Source organism: Archangium lansingense (assembly GCF_026626635.1).
Classification (GTDB): domain Bacteria; phylum Myxococcota; class Myxococcia; order Myxococcales; family Myxococcaceae; genus Archangium; species Archangium lansingense.
This window is the reverse complement of sequence record NZ_JAPNKA010000001.1, coordinates 10,600,377-10,625,240: the sequence shown is the minus strand read 5'-3', so window position 1 is coordinate 10,625,240 and position 24,864 is coordinate 10,600,377. Positions and strand designations below refer to the sequence as shown.

Sequence of the window (24,864 nt, the reverse complement as noted above, 5' to 3'; positions counted from 1 at the left end):
CCTCCGGCCGAGGGGCCGTGCAGCATCTTCCCAGCAGGCCATTTGGCCTATCCTTCGCGAGGCGGGCTTTTGGTTAGCGAGGCGGGGGAACCATGGACATCGGCCAGTACCTTCGGCGGCTGGGATACGAGGGGCCCTGGGAGCCCACGCTCGAGACCTTGCGTGGGCTGCACCTGCGGCACCTGGAGTCCGTTCCCTTCGAGAACCTCGACATCCACAGCCGACGCCCCATCGTGCTCGACGAGGCGGCCTTCTTCGACAAGGTCGTTCGGAACCACCGAGGTGGTTTCTGCTACGAGCTGAATGGCCTGTTCGCCGCGCTCCTGCGCGCCCTGGGCTTTCAGGTGACGTACCTGTCCGGGCGGGTATCCCCGGATGGCATCCACCCCTCGGGCCCCGAGTTCGACCACCTCCTCCTGGAGGTCACCCTGAACGGATCCTGGCTCGTCGACGTGGGGTTCGGTGAGGGCTTCGTGGAGCCGCTGCCCCTCGAGCCAGGAAGGTGGGACTCGGGAGGAGTGCGGTTCCTCCTGGAGCGGCTCGAGGACGACTGGTGGCTCTCGCGGGAGGGGCCGGACGATGCCAGGAAGCTCCTCTATGTGTTCTCGCGCGTGCCGAGGCGGTTGGAGGAGTTCTCGGAGATGTGCCGGTACCACCAGACTTCGCCCGACTCGTTCTTCCTCAAGAGCACGCTCTGCACGCGCAAGACGCCCACGGGGCGGGTGACGGTGAGCGGCCACCGGCTCATCGTCACCGAGCAGGGGCAGCGCACGGAGCGGACGCTCGAATCGGCGGAGGAGCTCGAGCGGGCCCTGCGCGAGCACTTCGGGATTCCTCACGGAGCGCTTGTGCCGGCCGTTGCTCCGTGAGGAACAGGGTGCGCCTCAGTCCTGGGCGCGCTCGTACTGCGGCGGCCAGGCCACCTTGGCGTGGAGCTCGCGCGCAGCGCGGAGGGGCCAGTACGGGTCGCGCAGCAGCTCCCGAGCGAGGATGACCACGTCCGCCTGTTCCGTGCGCACGATGTGCTCGGCCTGGAACGCGGAGCGGATGAAGCCCACGGCACCGGTGGCGATGCTGGCCTCCTTGCGGATGCGCTCGGCGAACATCGTCTGGTAGCCGGGCCCCGAGGGAATCTTCACCCCCGGCACCAGGGCACCCGAGGAGCAGTCGATGAGGTCCACCCCGTCCTGCTTCAGCAGCTTCGCGAGTGCCACCGACTCGTCGATGTTCCAGCCGCCTTCGGCCCAGTCCGTGGCGGAGATGCGCACGAAGAGAGGCAGCTCCTCGGGCCAGCGCTTGCGCACCGCCTGCACCACCTCGCGGGTGAGCCGGACGCGGTTCTCGAATGAACCTCCGTACCGGTCGGTGCGCCGGTTGGACAGCGACGAGAGGAACTCGTGGAGCAGGTAGCCGTGCGCGGCGTGGACCTCCACATGGCGAAACCCCGCGGCCCTGGCGCGCTCGGTTGCATCGACGAAGGCCCGGATGATGTGTTGGAGGCCCGCCTCATCGAGCGCCTCGGGCACCGTATGCTCCGTATCGAAGGGCACGGGGCTCGGTCCCACGGGCTTCCACCCATTCTTCACACCGGGAGGAATGGGGCCACCGCCCTCCCAGGGCCGCGCGGTGGATGCCTTGCGTCCCGCGTGCGCGAGCTGGATGCCCGCCACCGCACCCTGCTCGTGGATGAAGCGCGTGATGCGCGCGAGCGGCGCGATGTGCTCGTCCTTCCAGATGCCGAGGTCCTGCGGCGAGATGCGCCCGATGGCCTCGACCGCGGTGGCCTCGAGGATGATCAGCCCCGCGCCGCCGACGGCCCGGCTGCCCAGGTGGACGAAGTGCCAGTCGTTCGCGAAGCCGTCCTCGCTCGAGTACTGGCACATGGGCGAGACGACGATGCGATTCTTGAGGGTGACCCCGCGAAAGCTCACGGGAGTGAACAGCAGACCGCCCATAAGGCCTCCAGCATGCCGGTGCCGGGCTGAGAGGAGCCCGGCCCGGGCGGGGACATACTGGGTCTGCTCGAGCGCCCTGTCCTGATTTCTCGGGCGGACTGTTCGGGGCCGACGTGGACTTCAGGCCGAGACGTGTCGGAACAGTTTGCCTGCCATCAGCAGCGCGAGACCGCCCAGCATCACCGGCAGGGCATTCAGCTCGATGGCGAAGCTCAGGCTGCTCAGGTCAGCCACCTTGCCAATGACGGTGGGCGAGATGGCATCACCCAGCATGTGGATGAACAGCACGTTCAGCCCCATGGCGAAGGCGCGGAATGCCGGGGGCACGCCGTTGACGATGGCCGCGTTGATGGGGCCGCTGTTGAGGAAGATGAAGAACTGCGCCAGGAAGATGATGACGAACATGGGCGCGAGCGAGCTCACCTTCATCGAGAGGAACATGAGCGGGGCCGCGATCAGCAGTCCCACGCCCGACATGCGCAGGCCACCGCCCTCCATCCGCCGGTCCATCTTGTCGCCCAGCAAGCCTCCGGCGAGTGTGCCCAGCAGGCCCGCCGTGGCGGTGACTCCGCCTGAGAGCAGGCCCGCCTGGCCCGGGGTCATCCCGCGCTCACCGACGAGGAAGGTGGGCAGCCAGTACCCGAGCCCTCCGATGGAGAACGTCATCAGCGTGTAGCCCCCCGTGGTCCACCAGAAGGACTTGTTGTTCGCCAGGCCCTTGAGGCCCACGAGGAAGGGCAGCTTCGTTTGCGCCTCGGGACCGTCCATGGCTCCGCGCTGGGGCTCGGGCATGAAGAAGGCCATGGCGCCCAGCACCAGGCCCGGTGCGCCGCCCACGAAGAAGGCCACGTGCCACGAGTAGGCCTCGCTCAGCCACCCACCCAGCCCGTAGCCCGCCGCCGCCCCCACGGGGATGGCGATGTAGAAGAAGGACAGCACCCGCGTGCGCTGCTCGCGCGGGAAGAGGTCGGAGATGATGGACGGGGCCACCGCGCCGTACCCCGCCTCGCCGATGCCCACGCAGGCCCGGGCCACCATCAGCGCGGCGAAGGTGGTCGCCAGCCCCGAGGCCCCTGTCGCCAGGCTCCACAGCAGCACGCCCGCGGCCACCAGGTAGCGCCGTGGCAGCCGGTCTCCGAGGAAACCGCTCACCGGAGAGGCCAGCATGAATACCAACATGAAGAAGCTGCCCAGGTAGCCCGCCTGGGTGTTGGTGAGCTGGAAGTCCTTTTTGATGTCCGGCAGCGCGACCGTGACGATGTACCGGTCGAGGTAGTTGACCAGGTTGATGAGCGAGAGGATGAACAGCGCGTAGTAGCTGTTGCGCGCGGAAGAGGCTGTGGTGGGGGCGGCCACGGCGGTGGTCGAGCTCATGGATGGGGGGCTCCGAAACGGTACGCGAGCAGGCCCCAACGCAGGCCGCGGTCGCTCACCCGGCAGCGCTCGAGCCCAAGCGCCCGCAGGCTCTCGAGCAGGATGAGGGCTCCGGCGGGAATCACGTCCGCGCGCTTGGGCTGCAGGCCGGGCAGTTTCTGGCGCTCGGCGAGCGGCTGTCGGCACATCTTGTTCGCCAGCGCCTCCAGCTCGGCGCGCGTGAGGGTGCCGCCGTGGACGCGTGCGGCGTCATACGGGTCGATGGCGTGCTGCACGGTGAAGAGCGTCGTCACCGTGCCGGCGATGCCCACCAGCACCGCGCCCGGAGGGCAGGGCGGCAGCTTGGAGAACGTCTCGCGCAGGTGTGACTCCAAGCGGGCCCGGTCCTCCGCGGACATCGGGTCCGACTTCACGTAGCGCTCGGTCATGCGCACCGAGCCCACGTCGAAGCTGTGCCGGAAGGCCATGCGGCCCTGCGCGTCCCCGTAGATGAACTCGGTGGAGCCGCCGCCGATGTCGATGACCACCAGGGGCGCGGAGGACTCGCGTCCGAAGTCCGCATGGGCCGAGGTGAAGGAGAGCTGCGCCTCCAGCTCGCCGGAGATGATGTCCACCGTCACCCCGGCGCGCTCGCGGGCTCCGGAGAGGAAGTCGGCGCCGTTCTCCGCGTCGCGGGCCGCGCTGGTGGCGGACACGGCGATGGCCTCCGCGCCCAGACGCCGGGCCTCGCTGGCGAAGTCGGACAGCACCTGGAGGGTGGCCTCCAGGCCCTCGGGCGAGAGACGGCGGCTCTTGTCCACGCCTCGGCCCAGGCGGGTGATTTCGGCGCGCTCCTGCACGGCCTGGAAGCGGCCATCCGGCAGGCGGTCGGCGACGAGCAGGAGGACCGAGTTGGTCCCCACGTCGATGGTGGCGTAACGAGGCATTGCGCGGAGCTTACTCAGCGCAGCAGCGCCTCCAAAGCTTCGGCGAGCTGTTGGTACTCCGCGTGCGTGTTGTAGAGCTGGGCAGACAGGCGGACGTGGCGGTGGGGGGGACGGGGCCAGGGGGTGATGGGCACCTCGATGCGGTGCTCGAAGAGCAAACGGTCCTGGAGCGGGTCCAACCCGAGCACCGAGGGCTCCGCGGGGAAGCCGTCCGGGAGGGGCACGGTGGCCATGGCGCCCACCATGTCCTCCGGGCAGCGGGGAGCCACCCGGAGCCGCTGGCACAGGAAGGACCGCGCCGCCAGCGCCTTGGCCCGGTTGGAGGCCATCACCTCGGGCCAGCCGCCGGGCAGCATTCCGCCCATCACCTCCAGCGCCTTGGGGATGCAGAGGAAGGGGGTGGGGTCGGTGGTCCCGAGCCAGTCGAACTCGAGGCGGAAGCGCGAGCGGTCCGTGCGCCGCGAGTTGTACCCGTGGCTGATGACGAGGGGGCGGATGCCCGGCTGCAAGTCTCTGCGCACGTAGAGGAAGGCGGCTCCCTTGGGGGCGCACAGCCACTTGTGGCAGTTGCCCGTGTAGTACCCGGCACCGAGCTGATGCAGGGACAGGGGCACCTGCCCGGGCCCGTGGGCGCCGTCGATGAGCGTCTCCACGCCCCGCTGGCGCAGCGCGCGGACGAGCCCGGCCACCGGCATCACCAGCGCCGTCTGGCTGGAGATGTGGTCGATGAGCAGGAGCCGGGTGCGGTCGGTGACATGGGCGAGCACCGTGTCCACCACGGCCTGGGGCGAGGGCACGGGCCAGGGCAGCTTCGCCACCACCACCTTCACGCCCCACTGGCTGGCCACGAAGTCGAGCGCGTTGCGGGAGGCGTTGTACTCATGGTCCGTGGTGAGCAGCTCATCGCCGGGAGCGAAGCGCAGCGAGCGCAGCACGGTGTTGACGCCGGTGGTGGCGTTGTTGACGAAGGCGAGGTCGTCCGGGTTGACGTCCAGGAAGTCCCCGAGCGCCGCGCGGGCCGCATCGGCGAGGGCCTCGAGCTCCCGGTGGAGGAAGCGAACGGGCTCGGCCTCCAGGCGGGCGCGCAGCCGGGACTGCTCCTCGAGCACGCGCGTGGGGCAGGCGCCGAAGGAGCCGTGGTTGAGGAAGGTCACCTCGGGATCGAGCGACCAGTGGGAGCGGAAGGGGGACGCGTCCATGGCGGGACGGGACAATGCCGGGCCCCCGGGCCATGTCAACGCGTAGCGCGGCGCCCCTCCTTACCAGTCCACCCTTCTACTCCAGCCAGGCGTCGAAGAGCTTGACCAGCATCTCCGCCAGCCGGGGGTGTTGGTAGAGCTCCTTCATGATCCGGATGGGCGAGGAATAGAGCGAGTCGCCGGCGAAGATCGCGCGCCAATCCAGAGCGTCCGGATTGATGGGGACGCCATGGACCTGTACACCGGCGGCGCGCATGACCTTCAGGATCTCCCAGGCGATGAGTCCCTGGCCGATCGCGGTCGGATGGACACCGTCGAGACTGGCCAACCCACCCTGGCGAAGCCGGCCGGTCTCGTCCGCGTGGTAATACTTGGAATCCACCTTGGGATAGATGAAGTCGAAGTAGCTCGGATACTGGTATTGCGGCTGGCCGTCGTTCCTCTTCCAGGCGATATCATGAAGTGCCTTGCAGAGGTCGACGACGAAGAATCTCTGCTGTCCCGCTCGCGCGTTCGCGGCCTTGACCAGGCTCTTGATGGTGTCGTTGTACTGGTGGATGCACCGATCGACGTGTAACGCCTCCTGGGTGGTCAGCTGGTATTTCGTGGTGAGGGCAAACTCTTCCTCGAATGGGAAGTATGTGTAGTATTTGTAATAAGTGGAGCCGTCGATCTTGAACGTCTCTCCGACGCCCTTGGCCACGGGAGCGATGGTCACCTCCGGCACCGTGCCCACGAAGACGCGCCAGTTCTTCTGGGTGTTCCTGGCCATGATCCGCTCGACTTCGCTCAGGAGCTGTTCGTACTCCTCGGCGAAGTCATTGGGATGCCACAAGTTCCATCCGAAGGCCTTCCGCTCGAAATAGCCGAGCCGGTATGGGCGATTGCTGGGATTGTTCGGAGTCTGCTGGATACGCAGCCGGAGCACTGTTTCCAGTGCGTTGTTCGCTCCCAGCCAGAGGAGCAGGTTCTCCACACCCTCATTCTTGTCCTGGGCGTGCTGTTCCAGCCAGCCGAGCTGGCTGATGCCGTCGAGTGCCGGATCGAGCTGCGGATTCAGCACCTTCAGCGCGGTCCGATAGAACGCGGCATTCGGTGGTCCCAGGAACTCGTCCTGGTTGTTCTTGGCGGCGAGGATGGATTGCTTGCAGACGGCGGGCGTCACCTGCCAGGCATCGGCGACGGTTGCTCCCCAGAAGGCCGTGTTGTGCCAGAAGCGGTCGTCGCTGGGATAGGGCCTGTGCTCGTTGCCCTCGCCTCGTTCGTAGTAGTCCTCTGCCTCGTCCAGCACGCCATTGATGGTCTGGAGAACGGTCGTCCACTCGAAGCCGCCGATGTCGCTTCCATAGCGCGACTCCAGCCGGCGCATGAGCAGCTCGAGATCGACGGGGAGCCCTCCGTGCGGCCACGACGGGTAGCGGTAGGGGTCTGCCCGGAGCACCCGGGCGATCAACGTCGAGTAGGATTGATCCGTCCGCGCGGCGGCCAGGGAGCGGAATCCCTGCGAGATGCTGTCCCCGATGGTGAAGAGCTTCATATCCCCCCTCCGTGGATGCCGTTGCTCACTCGGAGTGAACCATGACAATGCCAGAGCAGGCCCTGGCTCGCGAACGGAGCCATGCCAGGAGTGCAAGTCACTGTCCGGTACTTGAAGCTGCCAGGGGCGTCTGTGCATTCGTGCGCAAGGAAATCGCACGGACGTGCAGCAGGCTTGGCGCGGGCGGCCTGGGGGGATTCGGCTCGTCTACCCGGCCCGGGGTCCGGTAGCGCACTTCTCCTGGAAGTGCGCCCTGTATGGGGTACCCCCGCCCATTCGCAGAGGGCGGGGAAGGGGGCTCAGCGGCCCCAGTCGGGCGTGAGCAGCGCGGCCTTGTCCTGCGCCGGCAGCTGGACCTGGTTGTTGCCGTCGGCCGTCATCACGAAGAGCTGCGGCGAGCCGGTGCGCGTGGAGGTGAAGAGGATGAGGCGGCCGTTGGGCGAGAAGGAGGGCTCCTCGTTGTTCGCCTGGTCCTGCGTGAGGCGTGTCACCTTGCCGCTGTCCACGTTGACGGTGAAGAGATCGAACGCGTTGCGCTCGTCGCGCGCGGTGAAGGCGATGAGGTCTCCCCGCGGGGACCAGTCCGGCGTCTGGTTGTAGTTGCCCTGGAAGGTGAGTCGGCGCACGCCCGAGCCGTCCGCATTCATCACGTACACCTGCGGCGAGCCGCCCCGGTTGGACACGAAGGCGATGCGCTTGCCGTCCGGCGACCACGAGGGGCTGGTGTTGATGCCGAAGCGCGTGTCGGTGAGCTGCTTGGGCTTGTCGCCATCCGCCTCGGCCACCCAGATTTGGGTGCTCTCGCCCGTGGCGAGCGAGTACGCGATGCGCTTGCCATCCGGCGAGAAGGCGATGCCGGTGGCCATCTGCCCCTCGGACGTCTTGACCCGCGTCGTGTTGCCGTCGGGCCGGCGGATGTAGATGTCCGGCTCGCCCTGCTGGTACGAGGTGTAGCCCACCGTTCCATCCGGCCCGAGCGAGGGCAGCAGGTTGATGCCTCCGCGGGTCACCTGCTTCGCGTTGCGGCCGTCCCAGTCGGCCACCCACACGTCGCGGTTGTTGCCCGTCTTGCGCACGTAGGTGATGCGCGAGAGGAAGGGGCTCGGCTCGCGGGTGAAGTGGCGGTAGATGGCGTCGGCGAGCTTGTGGGCCACCTGGCCCGCGTCCGCGGCGGGGGCGCTCTGGGCCGTCTTGAAGTCCTCGCGGCCGGTGCCCACGTTGAACACGCGCGCCTCGGCCTTCAGCTCGCCGCCCTCCTGGGCCAGCGAGTACTTCACCAGTGACTCGGCGCCCACGTCCGCCCAGCGCGAGAAGTTGATGCTGCCCGCCGCCATGCCCTCCTTGGGGTCCGCCAGGAAGCTGGCCCGGTCCAGCACCTGGAAGATGCCGGAGGCGCGCAGGTCGTACATCAGCGTGTTGTCCACCTCCTGGGCGGACGCCTTGGCCTCCTCGCCCTGCACCAGCGGCGCAGTGGCGGCCAGGGGCATGGGCCGGAAGTTGGCGCCGGAGATCTGGATGACGGGCGCCTGGGCGAGCGCCGCCACCGGCAACAGGAGGAGCGAGAGGAGAAGGGCTTTCGCGTTCACGGGCTGAACTCCAGGACGATGCCGCTCTTCTGCAGCGTGTCCCGCAGATGGTCAGGGGGAGGAGAGAAGGGAGACGCCTTCTTCACCGCGGCCAGTACGGCCGAGTCGAAGAGGTCATTACCACTGGCCTTGGCCAGCCGCGCCTCGATGACCTCACCGGTGCGGTTGAGGCGCATGGCCACCTGCGCTTTGAGGTACAGGCGCTCGTTGTCGGGGATGGTGTCCGCGACGTTGTAGTGGCGGCGCACCTGCGAGGAGAGCAGGCCGAAGTAGCGCTCGCCCTCGGCCGTGGCGGAGTCGCCGTTGGGGTCGCCATCCTCGGCGCCGTCCAGCTCCTCCTCCGGCTTCGAGTTCTTGGACAGCTTGTCGAAGGCCCCGAAGAGCTTGTTGCGCCGGTCCTCTCCCTTCGTCTCGCCCTTCTGGGGCGCGGGGGCGGGAGTGGGCTCCGGCTTCATCCCGGGGATGGGCACGGCCACCTTGGCCGGCTCGGGCGCAGGGGGCGTGGGAGTGGGCGGGGCCTCCACCTTCTTGGGCGGAGGCGGAGGCGGCTGCTCCTTCCGGGGCAGCAGCTTCTCGTCCCGGGGCTTGCCCAGGCGTACCAGGGTGGCGCGGATGGGCTTCTGGTCCAACTGCACCCGGGGGCCCTCGAAGAAGGCGTTGTACAGCCCCACGGCGAGCAGGATGAGCACGTGCCCCGCCAGGGACACCCCGAGGAAGAGCCCAAAGCGGGAGCTCCGCTCAGTGAGCAGGCTGTGATTCACGGCCGGTTGCATGGGCTAGCGCCTTGCTTCCTTCGTTTCCTTCTTGCCCTTGTTGGACGCCCGACCCCCGGCGGTGGGGTCCGTGATCATCCCCACGTTGGAGATGCCAGCGCGCTGGGCGGCGGCCATCACGTCCACCACCACGCCGTACGGCACGTCCCGGTCCGCGTGCAGGTAGAGCTCCTTGTCCGCCTGCGCCTTGGCGTTGCTGGCCAGCTTCTTCTCCAGCTCGTCCGCCGCGACCTCGGCCTCGCCGATGTAGATGCGCCGCTGGGCGTCGATGGACAGCACCAGCTTCTTCTCGGCGGCTTCCACCGGGGCCGCCTTGGCCTCCGGCAGGTTCACCTTGACGCCCTGCTGGATGAGGGGCGCCGTCACCATGAAGATGATGAGCAGCACCAACATCACGTCCACCATGGGCGTGACGTTGATCTCGCTCATGGTGACGCGGCCACTTCCGCGATTGGAGCCCATGCCCATGGCGCGTCTCTCCTAGCGGAAGAAGTGCCGCTTGATGATGTTGAGGAAGTCCGCGGAGAAGTTGGCCATCTCCGTGTCGAACACCTTGATGCGGCTGACGAACGAGTTGTAGGCCACCACCGCGGGGATGGCCGCGAACAGGCCGGCCGCCGTGGCGAAGAGCGCGTTGCCCACCGGCGCCGCCACCGTGGCCAGCGTCGCGTTGCCCTGCTCGGCAATCGAGTTGAAGGCGTTGAGGATGCCGATGACCGTGCCGAACAGCCCCACGAAGGGCGAGGCCGCGCCCACCGTGCCCAGGAAGGACACCCGCGACTCCAGCTCGGTGAGCTGGGTGGTGGACGCCCGGTTGAGCGCTCGCTCCACGTTCTCGATGCCGCCCAGCCGCTCGGACATGGCCCCTTCGGCGCCTTCCTTGGCCTGGGCCAGCTTGCTCAGCTCCTCGTAGCCGGCGCAGAACACCTTGGACAGCGGCGAGCCGTCCAGCTTCTGGGCATCCTGGTAGATGGTCTCCAGCCGGGAGGCCTTCCAGAAGGAGTCCAGGAAGGTGAGGGACTGGCTCCGGGCGCGCGACAGCTGGGTGTGTTTGAGTGCGATGAGCGCCCAGGAAGCCACCGAGACGACCATCAGCAGGCCCAGGACGCCCAGCTCCAGGAAGGAGGCGTCACGGAGGATCTGCAGGTAGTTCATGGCGCCGAGCGCCAGGGGAAGATGGGGCAGCATCATGGGGGTCAGGCCGTAGCATCCGGGTGGGGGGTGGTCAAACAAACCCCAGGGGAGGGGTGGGCTGGCAGGTTGCTGTTGCCGGGCTTTGAATAAATTCCCGGAGGGGGCGTCCGAGGGGTTGTGTGACGGGCCGCATGCCCGTTCCCGACCTCCGTCGATCCAGAATCGAGGGCGCCCCATGAACGCCAGAATCCTCGCCGCATTCCTCCTCTGCCTCACCTCCACCACGGGCTGCATCATCGTCGACCACGACGACGACGACGATGGGGGTCCGTGCTGCAACACGCCCGCCCCCACCTACCCCGGTGATGTCACGTTCCTGTGGACGTTCGCCAACGGCCGGTGCGCGGACGAGCCGGACGTGAAGAGCATCAAGATCACCATCCCCGGAGAGACGCTCCACAACGGTGGCGTCTACGCCTGCAACACCGCCGGAGTGGACGGCATCGTCCTGCACGACTTCGCGCCCGCCACCTACAGCTACAACATCCAGGCCATCAGCTACTCCAACGAGACCCTGTACGAGGGTAGCGGCACCTTCACCGTGAACGGGGACGTGCGGGTGAACGTCGACCTCACGCCCGACGGGATGTCCTACGCGCTGGTGGGCTGGGCCTTCCCCCCCACCACCACCAGCCAGAACCCGTCCTGCGGGCAGGCCGGCGTGGACTACGTCAAGGCGCAGATCGACGGCGGCGAGTGGGTCACCCTGAACTGCGCGGACGGCATGACCAACGGTGGCGTGGAGACGCCCTGGCTGCAGGATGGGTCGCACGGCATCTACCTCATCGCCTATGGCCGGGATCTGGGGGGCCGGAGTGACATGCCGCTGTACACCTCTCAGGGCACGTTCGTGACGAGCGCGGGTAGCCCCCGGTCCGAGACGTTCCGGTTCTTCGCGGTGGGTGGCCTGTCGGTGCGCTGGGAGCTGTGGGACGGCAACACGCGCAAGACCTGCTCCGAGGCGGGTGTCACGGGGATGCTCATCAACCTGAAGGACCGGACCACCGGTGAGTTCCTCTACCCGGACGGGGACCCTCAGGCCTGCACGGGCGCGCCCATTCTCTACCAGTACCTGAAGCCGGGACAGTACGAGGTGCACATCCGCGCGATGAAGGGCTCGACCATCGCCTACAGCAACGAGGTCCTCCCGGATGTGCTGACGGTGGAGGCCTTCCGGCAGAAGACGACCGCGGATAACTCCCACACCGTGGACCTCGTCCGTCAGTACTAGCCGACAGTCCGCCTGACTGCTGACCGGAGGGCCGGGGCATCCGCCTCGTCCCTTCTTGCTTTGCGGGCGGGCGGATGGGCGTTGGCATCAAACGTGATAGGGAGCCCGGGTATGCGGCAAGCCAGCCACAGTCCCATTGGGGTTTTCGATTCGGGTGTCGGAGGGCTCACGGTCCTCAAGGCGCTGATGTCCCACCTTCCCCACGAGAGCACGCTCTACCTGGGTGACACCGCGCGGGTGCCCTACGGCACGAAGTCCGGCGAGGTGGTGACGCGCTACTCGCTGAAGAACGCGGAGTTCCTGCTGGAGCGGGGCATCAAGCTGCTGGTGGTGGCGTGCAACACGGCGTCGGCGGTGGCGTTGCCGGCGCTGTCGGCGGCGCTGCCGGTGCCGGTGGTGGGGGTGATTGCACCCGGGGCGAGGGCGGCGCTGAGGCGCACGCGGGGTGGGGGAGTGGGCGTCATTGGGACGCCGGGCACCATCCGCTCAGGGGCCTACCAGAGGGAATTGGAGGCGGCGGCGGGCTCCGAGGGGGTGAAGGTGAAGGCGAGGGCCTGCCCTCTTTTCGTGCCGTTGGCGGAGGAGGGGTGGCTGGGAGGAGACGTACCGCGGCTGGTGGCCCGCGAGTACCTGGCGGACTTCGCCCGGAGCGGGGTGGACACGCTGGTACTGGGCTGCACCCACTACCCGCTGCTCAAGGAGGTCATCGCCGAGGCCGTGGGGCCACAGGTGTCGCTGGTGGACTCGGCGGAAGCCACGGCGGAGGTGGTGGGGGCGCTGCTGGAGGAGAAGCAGCTGCTGGCGGCGGCGGGTGATGCTCCGACGCACCACTACTTCGTGACGGACGTGCCGGAGCGGTTCGTGGAGGTGGGGGCGCGGTTCCTGGGGCGGCCCATCCACTCCGCGGAGCAGGTGGACCTGTCCTTCTGAACCCCAACATCCCCTCTCCCCCTGGGAGAGGGACGGGGTGAGGGTATAGAGGCCCCGGGTTCGGACCCAGGGCCCCGCGGGTCAGGAAGGCCGCGCGGGGGACACCGGCCGATTCTCATCCGGGGAGGCCTCGAGCAGCTCCTTGGCGGCCTGAACGACGGGAGGAGTGGCGGTGGAGGTGGCCTCGAAGAGCTCCAGGGCGGCCTCGGTACCGATGTCGTCCTTACGGGGAATCAGGCCGGTCACCCGCGTGATGAGGCGCTCGAGGGTGGGGAAGAAGGCGATCATCATGAGCGGCTTATTCATCCAGCCCACGGTGATGCAGTAGTACTTGTTGAAGGGCGCGGTGTGGTGGATGCGGTGGTGTTCCGGGGGGAGGATCAGGTGCACGCGCTGGAGGAATCCGATGAGCGCGGGGGGCTGATCCATGTGGGACCACTTGTGGAACTGGTTGGTGGCCATCACCCAGAAGATCATCGCCCCGAGGAAGGCGGAGACGAACACCTGGCCGGTGCTGGAGTGGGGGAGGAGGACGGCGAGGATGGCCACGGGGATGGAGACGAGGCAGTTGTTGCCGTTGGTCTCCACGAAGTCATGGCGGGTGATGGCCTTCTCGTCGACGTGGTGCTCGCGGAAGGGCCGGATGAAGGCCTTGCCGAGCACGGGCATGTCGGTGGAGCCCCAGGTGTCGCCCATCCAGTGGACGAAGCCGGAGACGAAGTCGGCCGCCAGGTAGCCCAGCAGCAGGGCGCTGAGAACGAGCCAGGGGCCGGTGTGGGGGCCGTTCCACAGCCGCCAGACGAGGGCGGACTCCAGGCCCACGAAGGTGACGATGCTGGCGATCTCCATGGCGCGGATGGCGGGCGAGTAGCCCTGGGCCAGAGCCGTGGCGTCCTGCTGACGCAGGTGGTTCTTGAGATCGTTCTTCATCGTCATGAGTCCCGTCGTGCTCGGGTGGGTTCCGGCAGAGCCCGCGCCCACGTCCAGGAGGACTCTACCCGCAGTCGGATCTCCGACGAAGTCATCTGGTGAACGGTCCAGGTGCCCGGCCTTCCAGTTGGGAGGCCACCAGGCATCCGTCCGAGCCAGGCCGACGCGTTCCTTGTGTCCCCTGGGAGCCGCTGGTACGTTCCGCAGCCTCGGGCATGGCGAAAACCTTCGAAAAAGCCGTCACTGGCTTCAACCACAACATCAAGTACAAGGGGAAGGTCTACCACGTCCAGACCGAGGACTCGGGCGTCAACAACCCCCACATCATCACCCACCTGTTCGTGGGCGGTAACATCCTCGCGTCCAAGAAGACGTCGTATGCGGACATCCTCAACGCCGAGAACCTGGGCGAGGTCGTCCGTGAGTTGATGGAGGAGCAGCACAAGGAGATGCTGCGCAACCTCATCAACGGGGTGTACGACGGCTTCGACATCTCGGGCGTGCGCCACTACCAGCCGGGCCAGCTCGGCTCGGCCGAGGACACCGCCCATGCGCGGCAGGCCGCCCCGGCCGCCAAGGCTCCCCCGATCGCGGCGCCAGCCGCCTATGTGCCTCCGGAGATCGCCGCGGCGCGTGCCTTGAAGGTGGCGCCGAAGATCAACGAGGTGGGCGTGGAGACGCTCTTCGGCGAGGACCTCATCTCCGAGAAGAGCTTGGACGAGGTCATCCTCAGCTACCTGGCGGGCGAGGACAACAACCAGTAGTCCCCCGTGCGGCCGTGCTCAGCCGAGCACGAAGCGCACCCAGACGAGCCCGTAGACGGTGAGGAGCGCGGAGGCCATCAGGTCCAGCGCGACCCCCGCCTTCATCATCGTGGGCAGGCGCACGTAGCCGCTGCCGAAGACGATGGCGTTGGGCGGAGTGCCCGCGGGCAGGGCGAAGTCGCACGACGCGGCGAAAGTGCTCACGGCGAGCAGGGGCAGCGAGCCGGGCAGCACGTTGAGCATCACGTTCACGGTGGCGGTGTTGGAGGCCACGGCGGACAGCAGCACGGTGGACAGGGCCACGGCGCCGTACTGCGCGGCGGCCCCCAGCGACTCCAGTCCCTCCAGGCGCGTGGCCATGTAGGTGGACAGGCCGCTGCCCTCGATGCCGGCGGCGAGCGCAAAACCACCTCCCAGGAGCAGCAGAGTGTCCCAGGGTACCCGGGTGAGGGCCTCGCGCGACAGCCGGCCCAGCAGCACCAGGGCCCCGGCGGCGAGCAGCGCCACACCCGCCTCGTAGTGCTTGCCGAGCAGCTTGAAGCCCCCGAAGGCCGAGGCGACCCATGTCGCCAGCATGGGCCGCAGGAAGTCCCCGCCTATCCACAGCACCGCGGCCACGAGGAAGACGGTGCCCACTACTTTCTCGCCCCCGGAGAGAGGCCCGAGCGCGGCCAGTTCCCGCTGGATGACGTCCACGCCCTTGCCGGGGCCGAGCGCGTCCTTGCGGCCCTTGCGCCACAGCACCCACCAGGCAATTGGCAGAAAGAGGATGACGAAGGGCAGGGCCGCCGCCATGTACTCGAGGAAGCCCACGTCCGTGCCCAGCCGCCGCGAGGCCACGCCCGCGAAGACGGAATTGGTGGGACTGCCGATCTTGGTGCCGATGCCGCCCACGTTGGAGCCGTAGGCCACGCTGAGCATGAGCGCGGCGCCGAAGTGCTCCAGCCGTCGGCCCTCGCCGGCTTCGAGCTGGGCGATGAGCGCCATGCCGATGGGCACCATCATTACGGCGGTGGCGGTGTTGGAGATCCACAGCGAGACGGAGGCAGTGGCCACCAGCATGCCGAGCAGCAGGCGCTGGGGCTCGGTGCCGATGGCGCGCATGATGAGCAGGGCGATGCGCCGGTGCAGGTGCCACTGCTCCAGGGCGGCGCCCAGGGCCATCCCTCCGAGGAAGAGGAAGATGTAGGGGTCCACGTAGGGCAGGGCGGTACGGCCGAGGGAGACGGGCAGGCCGTTGGTGTCGAAGACGCCCAGCGCGGGAAAGAGGACGAGGGGGAGGAGGGCGGTCCAGGCCATGGGGACGGCCTCGGTGAACCACCAGAGGGCCATCCATGCGGCGACGGCTGCGGCGGCGGCGGGGCGGTAGCCCATGCCGGGCACGGCGTGGAGCCCCGAGGGAACGAGCAGGATCGCGGCGGCGGCAAGCGGCCCGGCGAGCAGGCCAACCAGGCGCACACGGGACGGCGAGGTGGGGGTCGCACTCCGGGTCGAGCGGGAAGCCACGTTCCCACCGTGGCACAGATGGCGTGCGCGGGGCCATGGGCCCGGGGTTGGTCCCTGTAGGCGGGCCTACTTCGAATCTGGAGGTTCCAGTTCTTCCGGCAGCGGCCTCGGGACGAACTTCAATCCCTTCGGCATGTCATACACGACAAAGCCCTGGTCAGCGATTTTGACGAGATCGCCATCCCTGGCATTTCCACTGGCGAGCCACTTGTCCGCTTCCTCTCTCGTTGCGAACGTTTGAGCAATGGTCACCGGCTTATAGGTGAAGAACCTCTGAAAATAATCGCGGTATTCATCCAGTTTCTGGATGTCACGGAGGTAAAGCAACGCCACCGAGGCAATCCGGAGCGCCTCGTCTTCCGGCGTGCCCTCCGGGTATTTCGCGCCCACGGTGCCGAGCGTCTTCATGACAGCGTCAATATCGAAGTTTGAATGATAGGTCATGGGTGCGCCAGGTTAGAGGGCAAGAGGAGCCAGAATCAGTGCGCCAGAGCCGCCAGTCGTAATGACGAAGGCAACGCCAGCGATGATGACGACCGTACCAAGCGCCACTTCGGCCTTGTGCGCCCGGATCCATCCAACCGCGTCCTCAACGCGCGAGAACTTCAGCTCTTTCGCCTTCTTCTCATTCTCCTTTTCGCATTCCATATACTGCTTGCGGCATTCCCTGGTGCAATACTCGTTATACCATTCGTCCCGTTTCGTGTGAGGCCATGGCAGAGTAGGGGCGTTCCAACACTCTTTGAAGCATTGGACATGCTCCGCATCGCAGTCGCGGAAGCCAGCGCCGCCTGTGCCGAGAGCGGAGCCGACTCCACGCGCATCCTCGGAGATGACGTAGATTCGGTTTTCTGGCCGTTGCCCGTGGGCGCATCCGACGCTGAGCACAGCCATGGCGGTCATCAAAACAATCAATCTTATCTCTTTGTCCGCCTCGTACTCATTCGTTCTTCCTGACACTCATGCTCAACAACCTTCATGGTACGGAAGGCGTACGGGAGGAGGCCGGGAGTCCAATGAGTTTGTTCCGAAGAAGACATGTGCTTGGTGCCGATTCCTCCGACGTTGGAGCCGTAGGCCACGCTGAGCATGAGCGCGGCGCCGAAGTGCTCCAGCTTGCGGCTCTCGCCGGATTCGAGCTGGGAGATGAGGGCCATGCCGATGGGCACCATCATCACCGCGGTGGCGGTGTTGGAGATCCACAGGGAGACGGAGGCGGTGGCCACCAGCATGCCGAACAGCAGCCGCTGAGGAGCGGTGCCGATGGCGCGCATGATGAGCAGGGCGATGCGCCGGTGCAGGTGCCACTGCTCCATGGCGGCACCCAGGGCCATGCCGCCGAGGAAGAGGAAGATGTAGGGGTCCACGTAGGGTAGGGCGGTGCGGCTGAGGGAGGCGGGCATGCCGCCGGTGTCGAGGACGCCCAGCGCGGGGAATAGGACGAGGGGGAGGAGGGCGGTCCAGGCCATGGGGACGGCCTCGGAGAACCACCAGAGAGAGGGCCATCCAGGCGGCGACGGCTGCGGCGGCGGCGGGGCGGTGGCCCATGCCGGGCACGGCGTGGAGCCCCGAGGGGATAAGCAAGAGGGCGGCAGCGGCAAGCGGCCCGGTGAGCAGGCCAACCAGGCGCACGCGGGGCGGCGAGGTGGGGGTCACACTCCGGGTCGAGCGGGAAGCCACGAGCCCACCGTGGCACAGGCGGCACGAGCGGGGCCATCATCGGCCCCGCAGGTGGTCATCAGTGGACGATGCAGTCGAACCCCTCACGTCTGCGGGGTGGGCTGCTCTCCGGCGGGCTGCTCTCCGGCGGGCTGCTCTGCCTTCACGGTGTCGGCGCGGATCTTCTCGGAGCGCTCGCACAGGTCATTCCAGGCGGCCTCGTACTCCTTCTTCAGCCGGGGCCAGTCCTTGCCCTTGCTGGTCATCAGGTCCTTGAGCACCGCCTGGGTGTTCTGGAGCGAGCGACGCAGGAAGTTGAACTCCTCGCGCGACAGCAGCGAGTCCTCGGCACGGGTTCGGGCCATGGACGCCTCCCAGCCATCGAACTGGGCGCCAAGGCTTCGCAGCTCCGCCTCCCGCTTGCGCTCATAGCCCGCGCGGATGACCTCCACCTTTGATTCCATCTCGATGACGGCCTTATCGAGGTCCGCGTAGGCCCTGCGCAGCTCCACCTTGCCGTTCTCGAAGTCCTCGGTCCCCCGCTTGCGGATTTCCTCCAGCTTGCGGCGGAAGTTCTCGGCCCGGCGCTTCGCCCCGGACAGTTCCTTGATTTCGTCAGCTGCCTGGCGGACGTCGGCCTCGGCCTCGGTTTCGGCAATCCGGGCGTCGATTCGCTGCTTCTCCGCCTCCATCTTCTTCAAATAGGCCTCTTGCTCCGTCATGGCTGCCGGCTCCTTCGCTGCACCTCTCGGTCGCGGCTCTGTGCAGCTCAGGTGATGGATAGGGACGCCCCCTCGGATACGTGCATGGGCCGGTGGGCGTGCGCCGGCAATCTGGAGCCCAGGGGCGGCGGGTCGAGCACCGGCGCCTTGCCTGTCCGGGTGCCCGCTCCAGGCCAACACCTCCCTGAGGGCCGAAGATGTGGCCGGGCAAAATCTCGTTCATGTGAGGGCCGGCCGCGCTTGCCTGGCGAGCAGGCCGACGAGGCACCTACGGCCCGGGGGGGGGAGGCGCACTCCGGGTCGCGCGGGAAGCCACGTTCCTAACGTGGCCAGGTGGCGTCTACGGGTCCATAATCGGACCCGCCGATGATCCAGATGTTCCACGTCTACAAGGCGTATCCAGGCGATCCGCCCGTCCTCTCGGACATCAACCTGCACGTGCAGAAGGGCGAGTTCGTCTTCCTCACCGGGCCCTCGGGCGCGGGGAAGACGACGCTCATGAAGCTCATCTTCTGCGGCGAGAAGGCCACCAAGGGACAGATTCTCGTGGGCGGGCGGAACATCGCGCGCATCCGCGAGTCGGCCGTCCCCTACCTGCGGCGCAACATCGGGGTGGTGTTCCAGGACTTCAAGCTGCTGCCCCACCGCACCGTGGAGGACAACGTGGCCTTCGCCCTGGACGTGCTGGGCGTGCCCCGCTCCGTGGCTCGCGAGCGCGTGCAGCGCATGCTCAAGCTGGTGGGTCTTCAGCACAAGGCGGGCTCTCTGCCCCTGAAGCTCTCCGGTGGTGAGCAGCAGCGCGTGGTGATTGCCCGGGCGCTCGTCAACGATCCGACCATCCTCCTGGCCGACGAGCCCACCGGTAACCTGGACCCGGCGCTCACCCTGGAGATCATGGACCTGCTCATGGATGTGAACGCGCGGGGCACGACCGTGATGGTGGCCACTCACGACACCAGCCTCATCACCCGCTACCAGAAGCGCACCCTGCGGCTGGAGAATGGTTTCATCGTCTCGGACGAGGACGGCGTGAAGGCCGCCCGGCGGATGGCCCAGGGATGAGCGTGCTCGCGAAGGCGGCCTATTTCTGGCGCTCGGCGGCCTCGGGCCTGCGGCATGCGCCCTTCATCCACTTCATCGCGGTGACCACCATCGCCATCGCCCTCTTCTCCGCGGGGCTGGCTCAGGCCACGGGCCGGATGGTGGATGCGCTCATCGGCTCGCTCGGCGGTGAGGTGCAGGTGACGGTCTACCTCTCCCCCGAGCTCGACGAAGAGGGCGCCGAGGTGCTTCGCGAGCGGATGGTGACCGTCAGTGGTGGCCGGGCCTCGCTGGTTCCCCCTCAGGCCGCGCTCATGCGTCTGGCGAACGAGCTGGGTGACCTGGGCGAGGCGTTGGCGCAATTGCCGGAGAACCCGTTGCCGCCCTCGTTGGAGCTGGAGGTCCCCGCGGACCGGCGCACCCCTGGCGCGCTCAAGGCGCTGGCGCAGCAGTTGCGCGCCATGCCCGGCGTCACCGGCGTGGACTACGGCGAGGAGGCGGTGGAGCGGCTCTCGGCCATCTCGAAGGCGCTGCGCTATGGCGGGTGGGTGGCCTTCGCCGTGGTGCTGCTGGCCACCGTGGTCATCGTGTCCGCGACGCTGCAGCTCGCCATCTACGCGCGGCGCGGGGAGATTGAAATCCAGAAGCTGGTGGGCGCGACGGACCGCTTCGTCAAGGCGCCCTTCCTCATCGAGGGCTTCCTGCAGGGGCTGCTCGGGGCCGGGGTGGCGCTGGCGGGATTGGTTGCCTTCGAGCGGCTGGCGGGGCCGGGGTTGGCCTCGCTCTTCTCCTTCCTGGTGGGGCCCGGCGGCATGGTGCCGCTGCTGGAGCCGGGCATCGCCCTGCAACTGCTGGCGGCGGGCTGCGCGCTGGGACTGGGCGGCAGCTTCATCGCGGTGGGGCGCTTCCTCCGGGTATGAGCCGGCTCGTCCTCCTCTCACTGCTGCTGTGGGGTGGTGCGGCCCTCGCTCAAGAGGAGCAGGCTTCCCCGCCGTCCGCCCAGGAAGGGGCAGCGGAACAACCGCCCGCGCTGGACGAGGCGGCGGAGCGAGCGGCGGTGCGCGAGAAGCTGACCACGCAGCGGGCGGCACTTGCGCTCATCGAGTCTCGCAAGGTGTCCGCACTGGAAGTGCTGGAGATGGTGGAGCAGCGGGCGGTCACCAGCTCGCAGCGGGTGAAGGCGCTGGAGCGCGACCTGACCGTCTTCCGCAAGCGCCTGGCGGTGGCCGAGCAGGAGGACGCGGTGACGCAGGAGATGCTGCGTGGGCAGATGCGCCGGCTGTCCCCGCGCCTGTGGGGCATGTACCGGCTGATGCGCCGTCGGCCTCTGGAGGTGCTGCTGAGCGCGCGGGACTTCTCCGCCATGGTGTGGCGCTCGCGTGCGCTGCGGGCGACGCTCGAAGAGGACCTGAGGTTGCTGCGCACGGTGCAGCGGGTGGCGCGGTTGCGGCGCCAGTCGGCGGCCGAGCTGCGCCGGTTGAAGGGCTCGCTGGACGTGCGGCTGGGCTTTCTGCGCGAGCAGGAGGCGTTGTCGAGGGCCCAGCAGGCGGCGCTCGAGGAAGTGGTCGGCGCCATCAAGGGCGAGGCGGAGTTGGCTCGGCGCATGGTGCGCGAGCTGGAGCAGGCGGACGCGGACCTCACCCGCGTCATCCAGGACCTGAATGAGGGCCCGGCTGCGTCCGGTTTCGGCTCACTCAAGGGCAAGCTGCCGTTCCCCTCGCCGGGCGTCATCGAGGTGGGCTTCGGCAAGGTGGTGAACCCGCGCTTCAACACCGTCACCGTGCAGAAGGGCGTGGACATCCGTGCGTCCGCGGGCACGCCAGTGAAGGCCGTGGCGGAGGGCACCGTGGCCTACGCGGGATGGATGCGCGGCTACGGCAACCTGCTCATCCTGGACCATGGTGGCGGCTATCACACGCTGGTGGCGCACCTGGCCTCCGTGTCCCAGGAGGTGGGCGCCCAAGTGGCCGCCGGTGACGTGGTGGGCGAGGTGGGCGACACGGGGTCGCTCAAGGGCGCCTACCTGTACTTCGAGATCCGCCGAGCCGGGCAGGCGGTGGATCCTGCCCCCTGGTTGGCGCGATGACTCCTCCCATTCGCACGGGATTGATCGGCTACGGCCTGTCCGGTGCTCGCTTCCATGCGCCGCTGCTCGCCTCGGAACCTGCCTTCACCCTCGCGGCGGTCGCCACTCGCCGGGCCGAGGAGGTCTCTCGCGACTGGCCGGGCGTGCGCGTGCTCTCTCAAGACGAGCTGCTGGCGGACCCGTCGCTGGACCTTCTCATCATCGCCACGCCCAACGACTCGCACGCTGCACTGGCGGAGCGGGCACTCCTGGCCGGTAAACATGTGGTGGTGGAGAAGCCCTTCACCCTGAGCTCAGCCGAGGCCACGCGGCTGGATACGCTGGCCCGCGAGCGCAGCCGGTGCCTGACCGTCTTCCACAACCGGCGCTGGGATGGGGACTTCCTCTCCGTGCGCCAGTTGCTGGAGCAGGGACGGCTGGGCCGGCTGTACAGCTTCGAGAGCCACTTCGATCGCTTCCGGCCTCAGGTGAAGGCGCGCTGGAAGGAGGAGGACATCCCGGGCGGCGGCACGCTGTGGGATCTCGGCTCGCACCTGATCGATCAAGCCCTCCAGTTGTTTGGTCTGCCAGAGTCCATCAGCGCGGACCTCGGCCGGCAGCGGACGGGAGCGCGGGCCACGGACTGGTTCCACCTGCTGCTTCGCTATGGCGAGCTGCGCGTCATCCTGCACTCGGGCTCGGTGGTGCACGAGCCCTGGCCTCGCTTCGTGCTGCAGGGCGAGGCGGATGCGTGGAGCAAGTACGGGTTGGATCCGCAGGAGGAGCAGCTCGGGGCGGGACTCCGGCCGGGTCAGGCTGGTTGGGGCGTCGAGTCCTCTGAGCGTTCCGGTCGGCTGAGCCGCGGCGGGAGCGTGCCGGGCCTGCCGGGCCTGCCGGGCCGCTACGAGGAGTTCTACCGTCAACTGGCCGCGGCCATCGCTGGCGAGGGGCCGGTGCCTGTGACAGCGGAGAGCGCTGGCCAGGTCATCCGGGTCATCGAGGCGGCGGTGCGCAGCGCGGAAGAGGGCCGGCGCATCACGCTCCAGGGCTGATTCCCTGGATTCCTCGGCGGCCGGGCGTCCACTCGTGGAAGGATGCAACGCGGAAATGATGCGATGCGGCATGGAGATCATTAATCTCCGGCCGTGGATCTCATGTCAGGGCTACAGGAAGTCACCCGGCGGATGCTGGTAGCGCGCGGGGTGCGGTCGAGCATGGTGGACGTGGCCGGACAGCGGCTGCACCACTACGAGCTGAAGGGGAGCGGGAAGGGGCCGACGCTGCTGCTGGTGCACGGGCTGGGAGGGACGGCCAACGGCTTCGCGCGCGTCTTCTTCGGGCTGGCCAGGCGTTTCGAGCGGGTGCTGGCGGTGGACCTGCCGGGGCACGGCTTCTCTCCCGAGTACTGCCTGGGGCCTGTATGCGTGCGCGGCCAGTACGACATGTTGGTGGAGTACTGCCGCAAGGTGGTGGGGGGCCCCTCCTTCGTGGTGGGCAACTCGTTGGGCGGAGCCTTGTCCGTACAGCTGGCGGCCGAGCATCCTGAGCTGGTGAAGGCGTTGGGGCTGGTGGCGCCCGCGGGCGCGGACGTGGGGCACGAGTTCTTCGTGGAGGTGCTCCAGGCCATGGATGTGCGCACGGCCGAGCAGTCGCGCGCGCTCACCCGGCGCCTCTTCCACCGTCCGCCTCTGATGATGATGCTGCTGGCGGACATGGTGCGCGGCATCTACTCCACTCCCGCGGTGAAGGCGCTGAGCGCGGACGCGCTGGCCACGCGCGAGTACCTCAAGCCCGACGTGCTTCAGTCGCTCGCCATGCCCGTGCTGTTCGTCTGGGGTGGGAGTGAGAAACTGCTGCCCCGGCAGAGCCTGGACTTCTTCCGCTCGCACCTGCCGGAGCATTCGAGGGTGCGGGTGGTGGAGCGGTTCGGCCACATCCCGCAGATCGAGCGGCCGAACGAGCTGGTGTCGGAACTGGTGCAGTTCGCGGACGCGGCGGGGCTGTAGGAGGGCCGGGGAGAGGGCCGGGTGCTAGAGTCGGGGCCTATGAGCTCCCTGCACTCCTGGCGCGCGGCACTCGCCGCGGGCCTGTTGCTCCTGGCTCCCGCGGCGCGGGCGGATGGACGTGAGCCCGCCTCCGCTCCCAACACCACCACGTATGAGCAGCTCGAGGTGTTCGCCCGGGTGCTCTCGTACGTGGAGAACAACTACGTGGAGCCGGTGGATGGCAAGAAGCTGATGTACGGCGCCATCCAGGGAATGTTGGAGACGTTGGATCCACACACCGTCTTCATGCCGCCCGAGATCTTCAAGGAGATGAAGATCGACACCTCCGGTGAGTTCGGAGGGCTGGGCCTCGAGGTGTCGCGCAAGGGCGACAGCATCGTGGTGGTGGCGCCCATCGACGACACGCCGGCGGCGCGAGCGGGCATCCGGGCGGGGGATGAGCTCGTGGCCATCGACGGCGAGAACACCCAGGGGCTGGGCGTGCCGGAGGTGTTGCAGCGCATGCGGGGCCCGGCGGGCAAGCGGGTGCTGCTGACCATCATGCGCGAGGGCTTCACCGCACCGCGCGAGCTGGCCATCATCCGGGACCACATCCGCATCATCTCGGTGGAGGGTGCGCTGTACGGAGGCATCGCTCACCTGAAGGTGAAGAACTTCCAGGACCGCACGGCGCTGTACCTGCGCAAGGAACTAGACCGGCTGCGGGAGCAGAACGGTGGCAAGCCGTTGCGCGGGGTGGTGCTGGACCTGCGCAACAACCCGGGAGGGCTGCTGGACCAGGCGGTGGCGGTGAGTGACCTGTGGCTGCCAGGGAACCTGCCCATCGTGAGCACTCGCGGGCGCAAGGGCGGCCGCGCGACCGAGGAGCTGAGCAAGGACCGGGACACGGAGCCGGGGTACCCGATGGTGGTGCTGGTGAACGCGGGGAGTGCCTCGGCGTCGGAGATCGTCGCGGGGGCGCTGCAGGACTACGCGCGGGCGACGATCCTCGGCACCCAGACCTTCGGGAAGGGGAGCGTGCAGACGGTCATCGAGCTGGAGGACGGCTCGGGGCTGAAGCTGACGATTGCGCGGTACTACACGCCGAAGGGGCGGAGCATCCAGGAGAAGGGCATCACGCCGGACTACGTGGTGCCGGAGACGCCGGGAGGGAAGGGCACGAAGGACCAACCGCGGGAGAAGGACCTGGACCGGCACTTCAAGGCGGAGCCGGTGGCGGTGGTGAGCGAGTCCGACGCGGTGGCGAAGTCGAAGAGCCTGCCCGAGAGCGTGCGGGACTGGGACGTGGCGGCGAAGCTGACGGACTACCAGCTGAAGATGTCGCTGAACTACCTGAACAGTGTGGCGAACAGCGCCACACGTCCTCCCGCGAAAGCCAGCACCGAGACCCGCTGAACCCCCAACATCTCTCCAACTCCCAACACCTCCCCACTCCCCCAACATCCCCTCACCCCTCGGGAGAGGGA

25 protein-coding genes are annotated in these 24,864 nt (G+C 68.0%); 10 read left to right on the top strand and 15 right to left on the bottom strand.

Translation table 11 applies throughout. The features are described 5' to 3' along the window. The first annotated feature begins 92 nt into the window (after nt 1–92). A complete protein-coding gene (locus tag OV287_RS42400) occupies nt 93–869 on the top strand; it encodes an arylamine N-acetyltransferase family protein (RefSeq protein ID WP_267539732.1) in 777 nt (258 codons plus the stop codon). 15 nt (nt 870–884) lie between these two features. On the opposite strand, the gene OV287_RS42395 is transcribed toward OV287_RS42400, so the two are convergent. The 9 genes from OV287_RS42395 to OV287_RS42355 all read right to left on the bottom strand — a co-directional run bounded on the left by OV287_RS42395 (nt 885) and on the right by OV287_RS42355 (nt 10,538). After that, nucleotides 885–1,955, bottom strand: a complete 1,071-nt coding sequence (locus OV287_RS42395; protein WP_267539731.1) for an NADH:flavin oxidoreductase/NADH oxidase — start codon at nt 1,953–1,955, stop codon at nt 885–887. 120 nt (nt 1,956–2,075) lie between these two features. Then, on the bottom strand, nt 2,076–3,329 hold the full coding sequence (locus OV287_RS42390; protein ID WP_267539730.1) for a spinster family MFS transporter: 1,254 nt from the start codon (nt 3,327–3,329) through the stop codon (nt 2,076–2,078). Continuing rightward, nucleotides 3,326–4,255, bottom strand: coding sequence for a Ppx/GppA phosphatase family protein (locus OV287_RS42385; RefSeq protein ID WP_267539729.1), 930 nt, complete (start codon nt 4,253–4,255; stop codon nt 3,326–3,328). The genes OV287_RS42390 and OV287_RS42385 overlap by 4 nt, the downstream gene beginning before the upstream one ends. A gap of 14 nt (nt 4,256–4,269) precedes the next feature. Then, nucleotides 4,270–5,454, bottom strand: a complete 1,185-nt coding sequence (locus tag OV287_RS42380; RefSeq protein WP_267542535.1) for an aminotransferase class V-fold PLP-dependent enzyme — start codon at nt 5,452–5,454, stop codon at nt 4,270–4,272. Nucleotides 5,455–5,530: 76 nt separating this feature from the next. Further along, nucleotides 5,531–6,991: a hypothetical protein gene (locus OV287_RS42375; protein ID WP_267539728.1), complete on the bottom strand. Its 1,461-nt coding sequence runs from the start codon at nt 6,989–6,991 to the stop codon at nt 5,531–5,533. Nucleotides 6,992–7,290: 299 nt separating this feature from the next. Further along, nucleotides 7,291–8,577 (bottom strand): Tol-Pal system beta propeller repeat protein TolB, encoded by a 1,287-nt coding sequence (tolB, locus tag OV287_RS42370; protein ID WP_267539727.1) that lies wholly within the window; start codon nt 8,575–8,577, stop codon nt 7,291–7,293. Continuing rightward, a complete protein-coding gene (locus tag OV287_RS42365) occupies nt 8,574–9,350 on the bottom strand; it encodes an energy transducer TonB (protein ID WP_267539726.1) in 777 nt (258 codons plus the stop codon). The genes tolB and OV287_RS42365 overlap by 4 nt, the downstream gene beginning before the upstream one ends. A gap of 3 nt (nt 9,351–9,353) precedes the next feature. Then, complete coding sequence (gene tolR / locus OV287_RS42360) at nt 9,354–9,818, bottom strand: protein TolR (RefSeq protein WP_267539725.1); 465 nt, start codon at nt 9,816–9,818, stop codon at nt 9,354–9,356. 12 nt (nt 9,819–9,830) lie between these two features. Beyond that, nucleotides 9,831–10,538 (bottom strand): MotA/TolQ/ExbB proton channel family protein, encoded by a 708-nt coding sequence (locus tag OV287_RS42355; RefSeq protein WP_267542534.1) that lies wholly within the window; start codon nt 10,536–10,538, stop codon nt 9,831–9,833. 181 nt (nt 10,539–10,719) lie between these two features. Here OV287_RS42355 and OV287_RS42350 point away from each other — a divergent pair, with 181 nt between their 5' ends. Together OV287_RS42350 and murI are read left to right on the top strand one after the other, a co-directional pair. Further along, nucleotides 10,720–11,775, top strand: a complete 1,056-nt coding sequence (locus OV287_RS42350; RefSeq protein ID WP_267539724.1) for a hypothetical protein — start codon at nt 10,720–10,722, stop codon at nt 11,773–11,775. Between the two features lie 111 nt (nt 11,776–11,886). Continuing rightward, nucleotides 11,887–12,705 carry a glutamate racemase gene (murI, locus tag OV287_RS42345; protein ID WP_267539723.1) on the top strand — a complete coding sequence of 273 codons (819 nt, stop codon included), beginning with the start codon at nt 11,887–11,889 and terminating at the stop codon, nt 12,703–12,705. An 81-nt stretch (nt 12,706–12,786) separates the two neighbouring features. Here the strand turns inward: murI and carF are convergent, their stop codons facing one another. Beyond that, nucleotides 12,787–13,635, bottom strand: a complete 849-nt coding sequence (gene carF / locus OV287_RS42340) for a plasmanylethanolamine desaturase (protein WP_267542533.1) — start codon at nt 13,633–13,635, stop codon at nt 12,787–12,789. Between the two features lie 215 nt (nt 13,636–13,850). Between carF and OV287_RS42335 the strand changes: the two genes are divergently transcribed. After that, nucleotides 13,851–14,399 (top strand): RomY N-terminal domain-containing regulatory protein, encoded by a 549-nt coding sequence (locus tag OV287_RS42335; protein ID WP_267539722.1) that lies wholly within the window; start codon nt 13,851–13,853, stop codon nt 14,397–14,399. An 18-nt stretch (nt 14,400–14,417) separates the two neighbouring features. Here OV287_RS42335 and OV287_RS42330 read toward each other — a convergent pair whose 3' ends face one another. The 5 genes from OV287_RS42330 to OV287_RS42310 all read right to left on the bottom strand — a co-directional run bounded on the left by OV287_RS42330 (nt 14,418) and on the right by OV287_RS42310 (nt 18,286). Beyond that, complete coding sequence (locus OV287_RS42330) at nt 14,418–15,905, bottom strand: SLC13 family permease (RefSeq protein WP_267539721.1); 1,488 nt, start codon at nt 15,903–15,905, stop codon at nt 14,418–14,420. Nucleotides 15,906–15,971: 66 nt separating this feature from the next. Beyond that, nucleotides 15,972–16,313: a hypothetical protein gene (locus tag OV287_RS42325; RefSeq protein ID WP_267539720.1), complete on the bottom strand. Its 342-nt coding sequence runs from the start codon at nt 16,311–16,313 to the stop codon at nt 15,972–15,974. A gap of 48 nt (nt 16,314–16,361) precedes the next feature. After that, nucleotides 16,362–16,820, bottom strand: coding sequence for a hypothetical protein (locus OV287_RS42320; RefSeq protein WP_267539719.1), 459 nt, complete (start codon nt 16,818–16,820; stop codon nt 16,362–16,364). Nucleotides 16,821–16,822: 2 nt separating this feature from the next. After that, the gene (locus OV287_RS42315) at nt 16,823–17,374 is read right to left on the bottom strand and encodes an SLC13 family permease (protein ID WP_267539718.1); all 552 of its coding nucleotides are present in this window, start codon (nt 17,372–17,374) and stop codon (nt 16,823–16,825) included. 294 nt (nt 17,375–17,668) lie between these two features. After that, nucleotides 17,669–18,286, bottom strand: a complete 618-nt coding sequence (locus OV287_RS42310) for a sll1863 family stress response protein (RefSeq protein ID WP_267539717.1) — start codon at nt 18,284–18,286, stop codon at nt 17,669–17,671. 366 nt (nt 18,287–18,652) lie between these two features. Here OV287_RS42310 and ftsE point away from each other — a divergent pair, with 366 nt between their 5' ends. From ftsE to OV287_RS42280, 6 genes are all read left to right on the top strand, one after another. After that, entirely contained in the window at nt 18,653–19,348 is a 696-nt protein-coding gene (ftsE, locus tag OV287_RS42305; RefSeq protein ID WP_267539716.1) for a cell division ATP-binding protein FtsE, read from the top strand. Continuing rightward, on the top strand, nt 19,345–20,247 hold the full coding sequence (locus OV287_RS42300) for a cell division protein FtsX (protein WP_267539715.1): 903 nt from the start codon (nt 19,345–19,347) through the stop codon (nt 20,245–20,247). Before ftsE ends, OV287_RS42300 begins: the two co-directional genes overlap by 4 nt. Then, complete coding sequence (locus tag OV287_RS42295; RefSeq protein WP_267539714.1) at nt 20,244–21,413, top strand: murein hydrolase activator EnvC family protein; 1,170 nt, start codon at nt 20,244–20,246, stop codon at nt 21,411–21,413. The genes OV287_RS42300 and OV287_RS42295 overlap by 4 nt, the downstream gene beginning before the upstream one ends. Then, on the top strand, nt 21,410–22,444 hold the full coding sequence (locus OV287_RS42290; RefSeq protein ID WP_267539713.1) for an oxidoreductase: 1,035 nt from the start codon (nt 21,410–21,412) through the stop codon (nt 22,442–22,444). The genes OV287_RS42295 and OV287_RS42290 overlap by 4 nt, the downstream gene beginning before the upstream one ends. Nucleotides 22,445–22,546: 102 nt before the next feature. After that, nucleotides 22,547–23,398, top strand: coding sequence for an alpha/beta fold hydrolase (locus OV287_RS42285; protein WP_308809786.1), 852 nt, complete (start codon nt 22,547–22,549; stop codon nt 23,396–23,398). Between the two features lie 39 nt (nt 23,399–23,437). Next, the gene (locus OV287_RS42280) at nt 23,438–24,793 is read left to right on the top strand and encodes a S41 family peptidase (RefSeq protein WP_267539711.1); all 1,356 of its coding nucleotides are present in this window, start codon (nt 23,438–23,440) and stop codon (nt 24,791–24,793) included. Nucleotides 24,794–24,864: the final 71 nt, after the last annotated feature.

What these genes read in the sequence shown, in the direction of transcription:
- OV287_RS42400 (WP_267539732.1), top strand. Translation starts at nt 93, where the DNA reads ATGGACATCGGCCAGTACCTTCGGCGGCTGGGATACGAGGGGCCCTGG.
- OV287_RS42395 (WP_267539731.1), bottom strand. Translation starts at nt 1,955, where the DNA reads ATGGGCGGTCTGCTGTTCACTCCCGTGAGCTTTCGCGGGGTCACCCTC.
- OV287_RS42390 (WP_267539730.1), bottom strand. Translation starts at nt 3,329, where the DNA reads ATGAGCTCGACCACCGCCGTGGCCGCCCCCACCACAGCCTCTTCCGCG.
- OV287_RS42385 (WP_267539729.1), bottom strand. Translation starts at nt 4,255, where the DNA reads ATGCCTCGTTACGCCACCATCGACGTGGGGACCAACTCGGTCCTCCTG.
- OV287_RS42380 (WP_267542535.1), bottom strand. Translation starts at nt 5,454, where the DNA reads ATGGACGCGTCCCCCTTCCGCTCCCACTGGTCGCTCGATCCCGAGGTG.
- OV287_RS42375 (WP_267539728.1), bottom strand. Translation starts at nt 6,991, where the DNA reads ATGAAGCTCTTCACCATCGGGGACAGCATCTCGCAGGGATTCCGCTCC.
- OV287_RS42365 (WP_267539726.1), bottom strand. Translation starts at nt 9,350, where the DNA reads ATGCAACCGGCCGTGAATCACAGCCTGCTCACTGAGCGGAGCTCCCGC.
- tolR (WP_267539725.1), bottom strand. Translation starts at nt 9,818, where the DNA reads ATGGGCATGGGCTCCAATCGCGGAAGTGGCCGCGTCACCATGAGCGAG.
- OV287_RS42355 (WP_267542534.1), bottom strand. Translation starts at nt 10,538, where the DNA reads ATGCTGCCCCATCTTCCCCTGGCGCTCGGCGCCATGAACTACCTGCAG.
- OV287_RS42350 (WP_267539724.1), top strand. Translation starts at nt 10,720, where the DNA reads ATGAACGCCAGAATCCTCGCCGCATTCCTCCTCTGCCTCACCTCCACC.
- murI (WP_267539723.1), top strand. Translation starts at nt 11,887, where the DNA reads ATGCGGCAAGCCAGCCACAGTCCCATTGGGGTTTTCGATTCGGGTGTC.
- carF (WP_267542533.1), bottom strand. Translation starts at nt 13,635, where the DNA reads ATGAAGAACGATCTCAAGAACCACCTGCGTCAGCAGGACGCCACGGCT.
- OV287_RS42335 (WP_267539722.1), top strand. Translation starts at nt 13,851, where the DNA reads ATGGCGAAAACCTTCGAAAAAGCCGTCACTGGCTTCAACCACAACATC.
- OV287_RS42325 (WP_267539720.1), bottom strand. Translation starts at nt 16,313, where the DNA reads ATGAAGACGCTCGGCACCGTGGGCGCGAAATACCCGGAGGGCACGCCG.
- OV287_RS42315 (WP_267539718.1), bottom strand. Translation starts at nt 17,374, where the DNA reads ATGGCCTGGACCGCCCTCCTCCCCCTCGTCCTATTCCCCGCGCTGGGC.
- OV287_RS42310 (WP_267539717.1), bottom strand. Translation starts at nt 18,286, where the DNA reads ATGACGGAGCAAGAGGCCTATTTGAAGAAGATGGAGGCGGAGAAGCAG.
- ftsE (WP_267539716.1), top strand. Translation starts at nt 18,653, where the DNA reads ATGATCCAGATGTTCCACGTCTACAAGGCGTATCCAGGCGATCCGCCC.
- OV287_RS42300 (WP_267539715.1), top strand. Translation starts at nt 19,345, where the DNA reads ATGAGCGTGCTCGCGAAGGCGGCCTATTTCTGGCGCTCGGCGGCCTCG.
- OV287_RS42295 (WP_267539714.1), top strand. Translation starts at nt 20,244, where the DNA reads ATGAGCCGGCTCGTCCTCCTCTCACTGCTGCTGTGGGGTGGTGCGGCC.
- OV287_RS42290 (WP_267539713.1), top strand. Translation starts at nt 21,410, where the DNA reads ATGACTCCTCCCATTCGCACGGGATTGATCGGCTACGGCCTGTCCGGT.
- OV287_RS42285 (WP_308809786.1), top strand. Translation starts at nt 22,547, where the DNA reads ATGTCAGGGCTACAGGAAGTCACCCGGCGGATGCTGGTAGCGCGCGGG.
- OV287_RS42280 (WP_267539711.1), top strand. Translation starts at nt 23,438, where the DNA reads ATGAGCTCCCTGCACTCCTGGCGCGCGGCACTCGCCGCGGGCCTGTTG.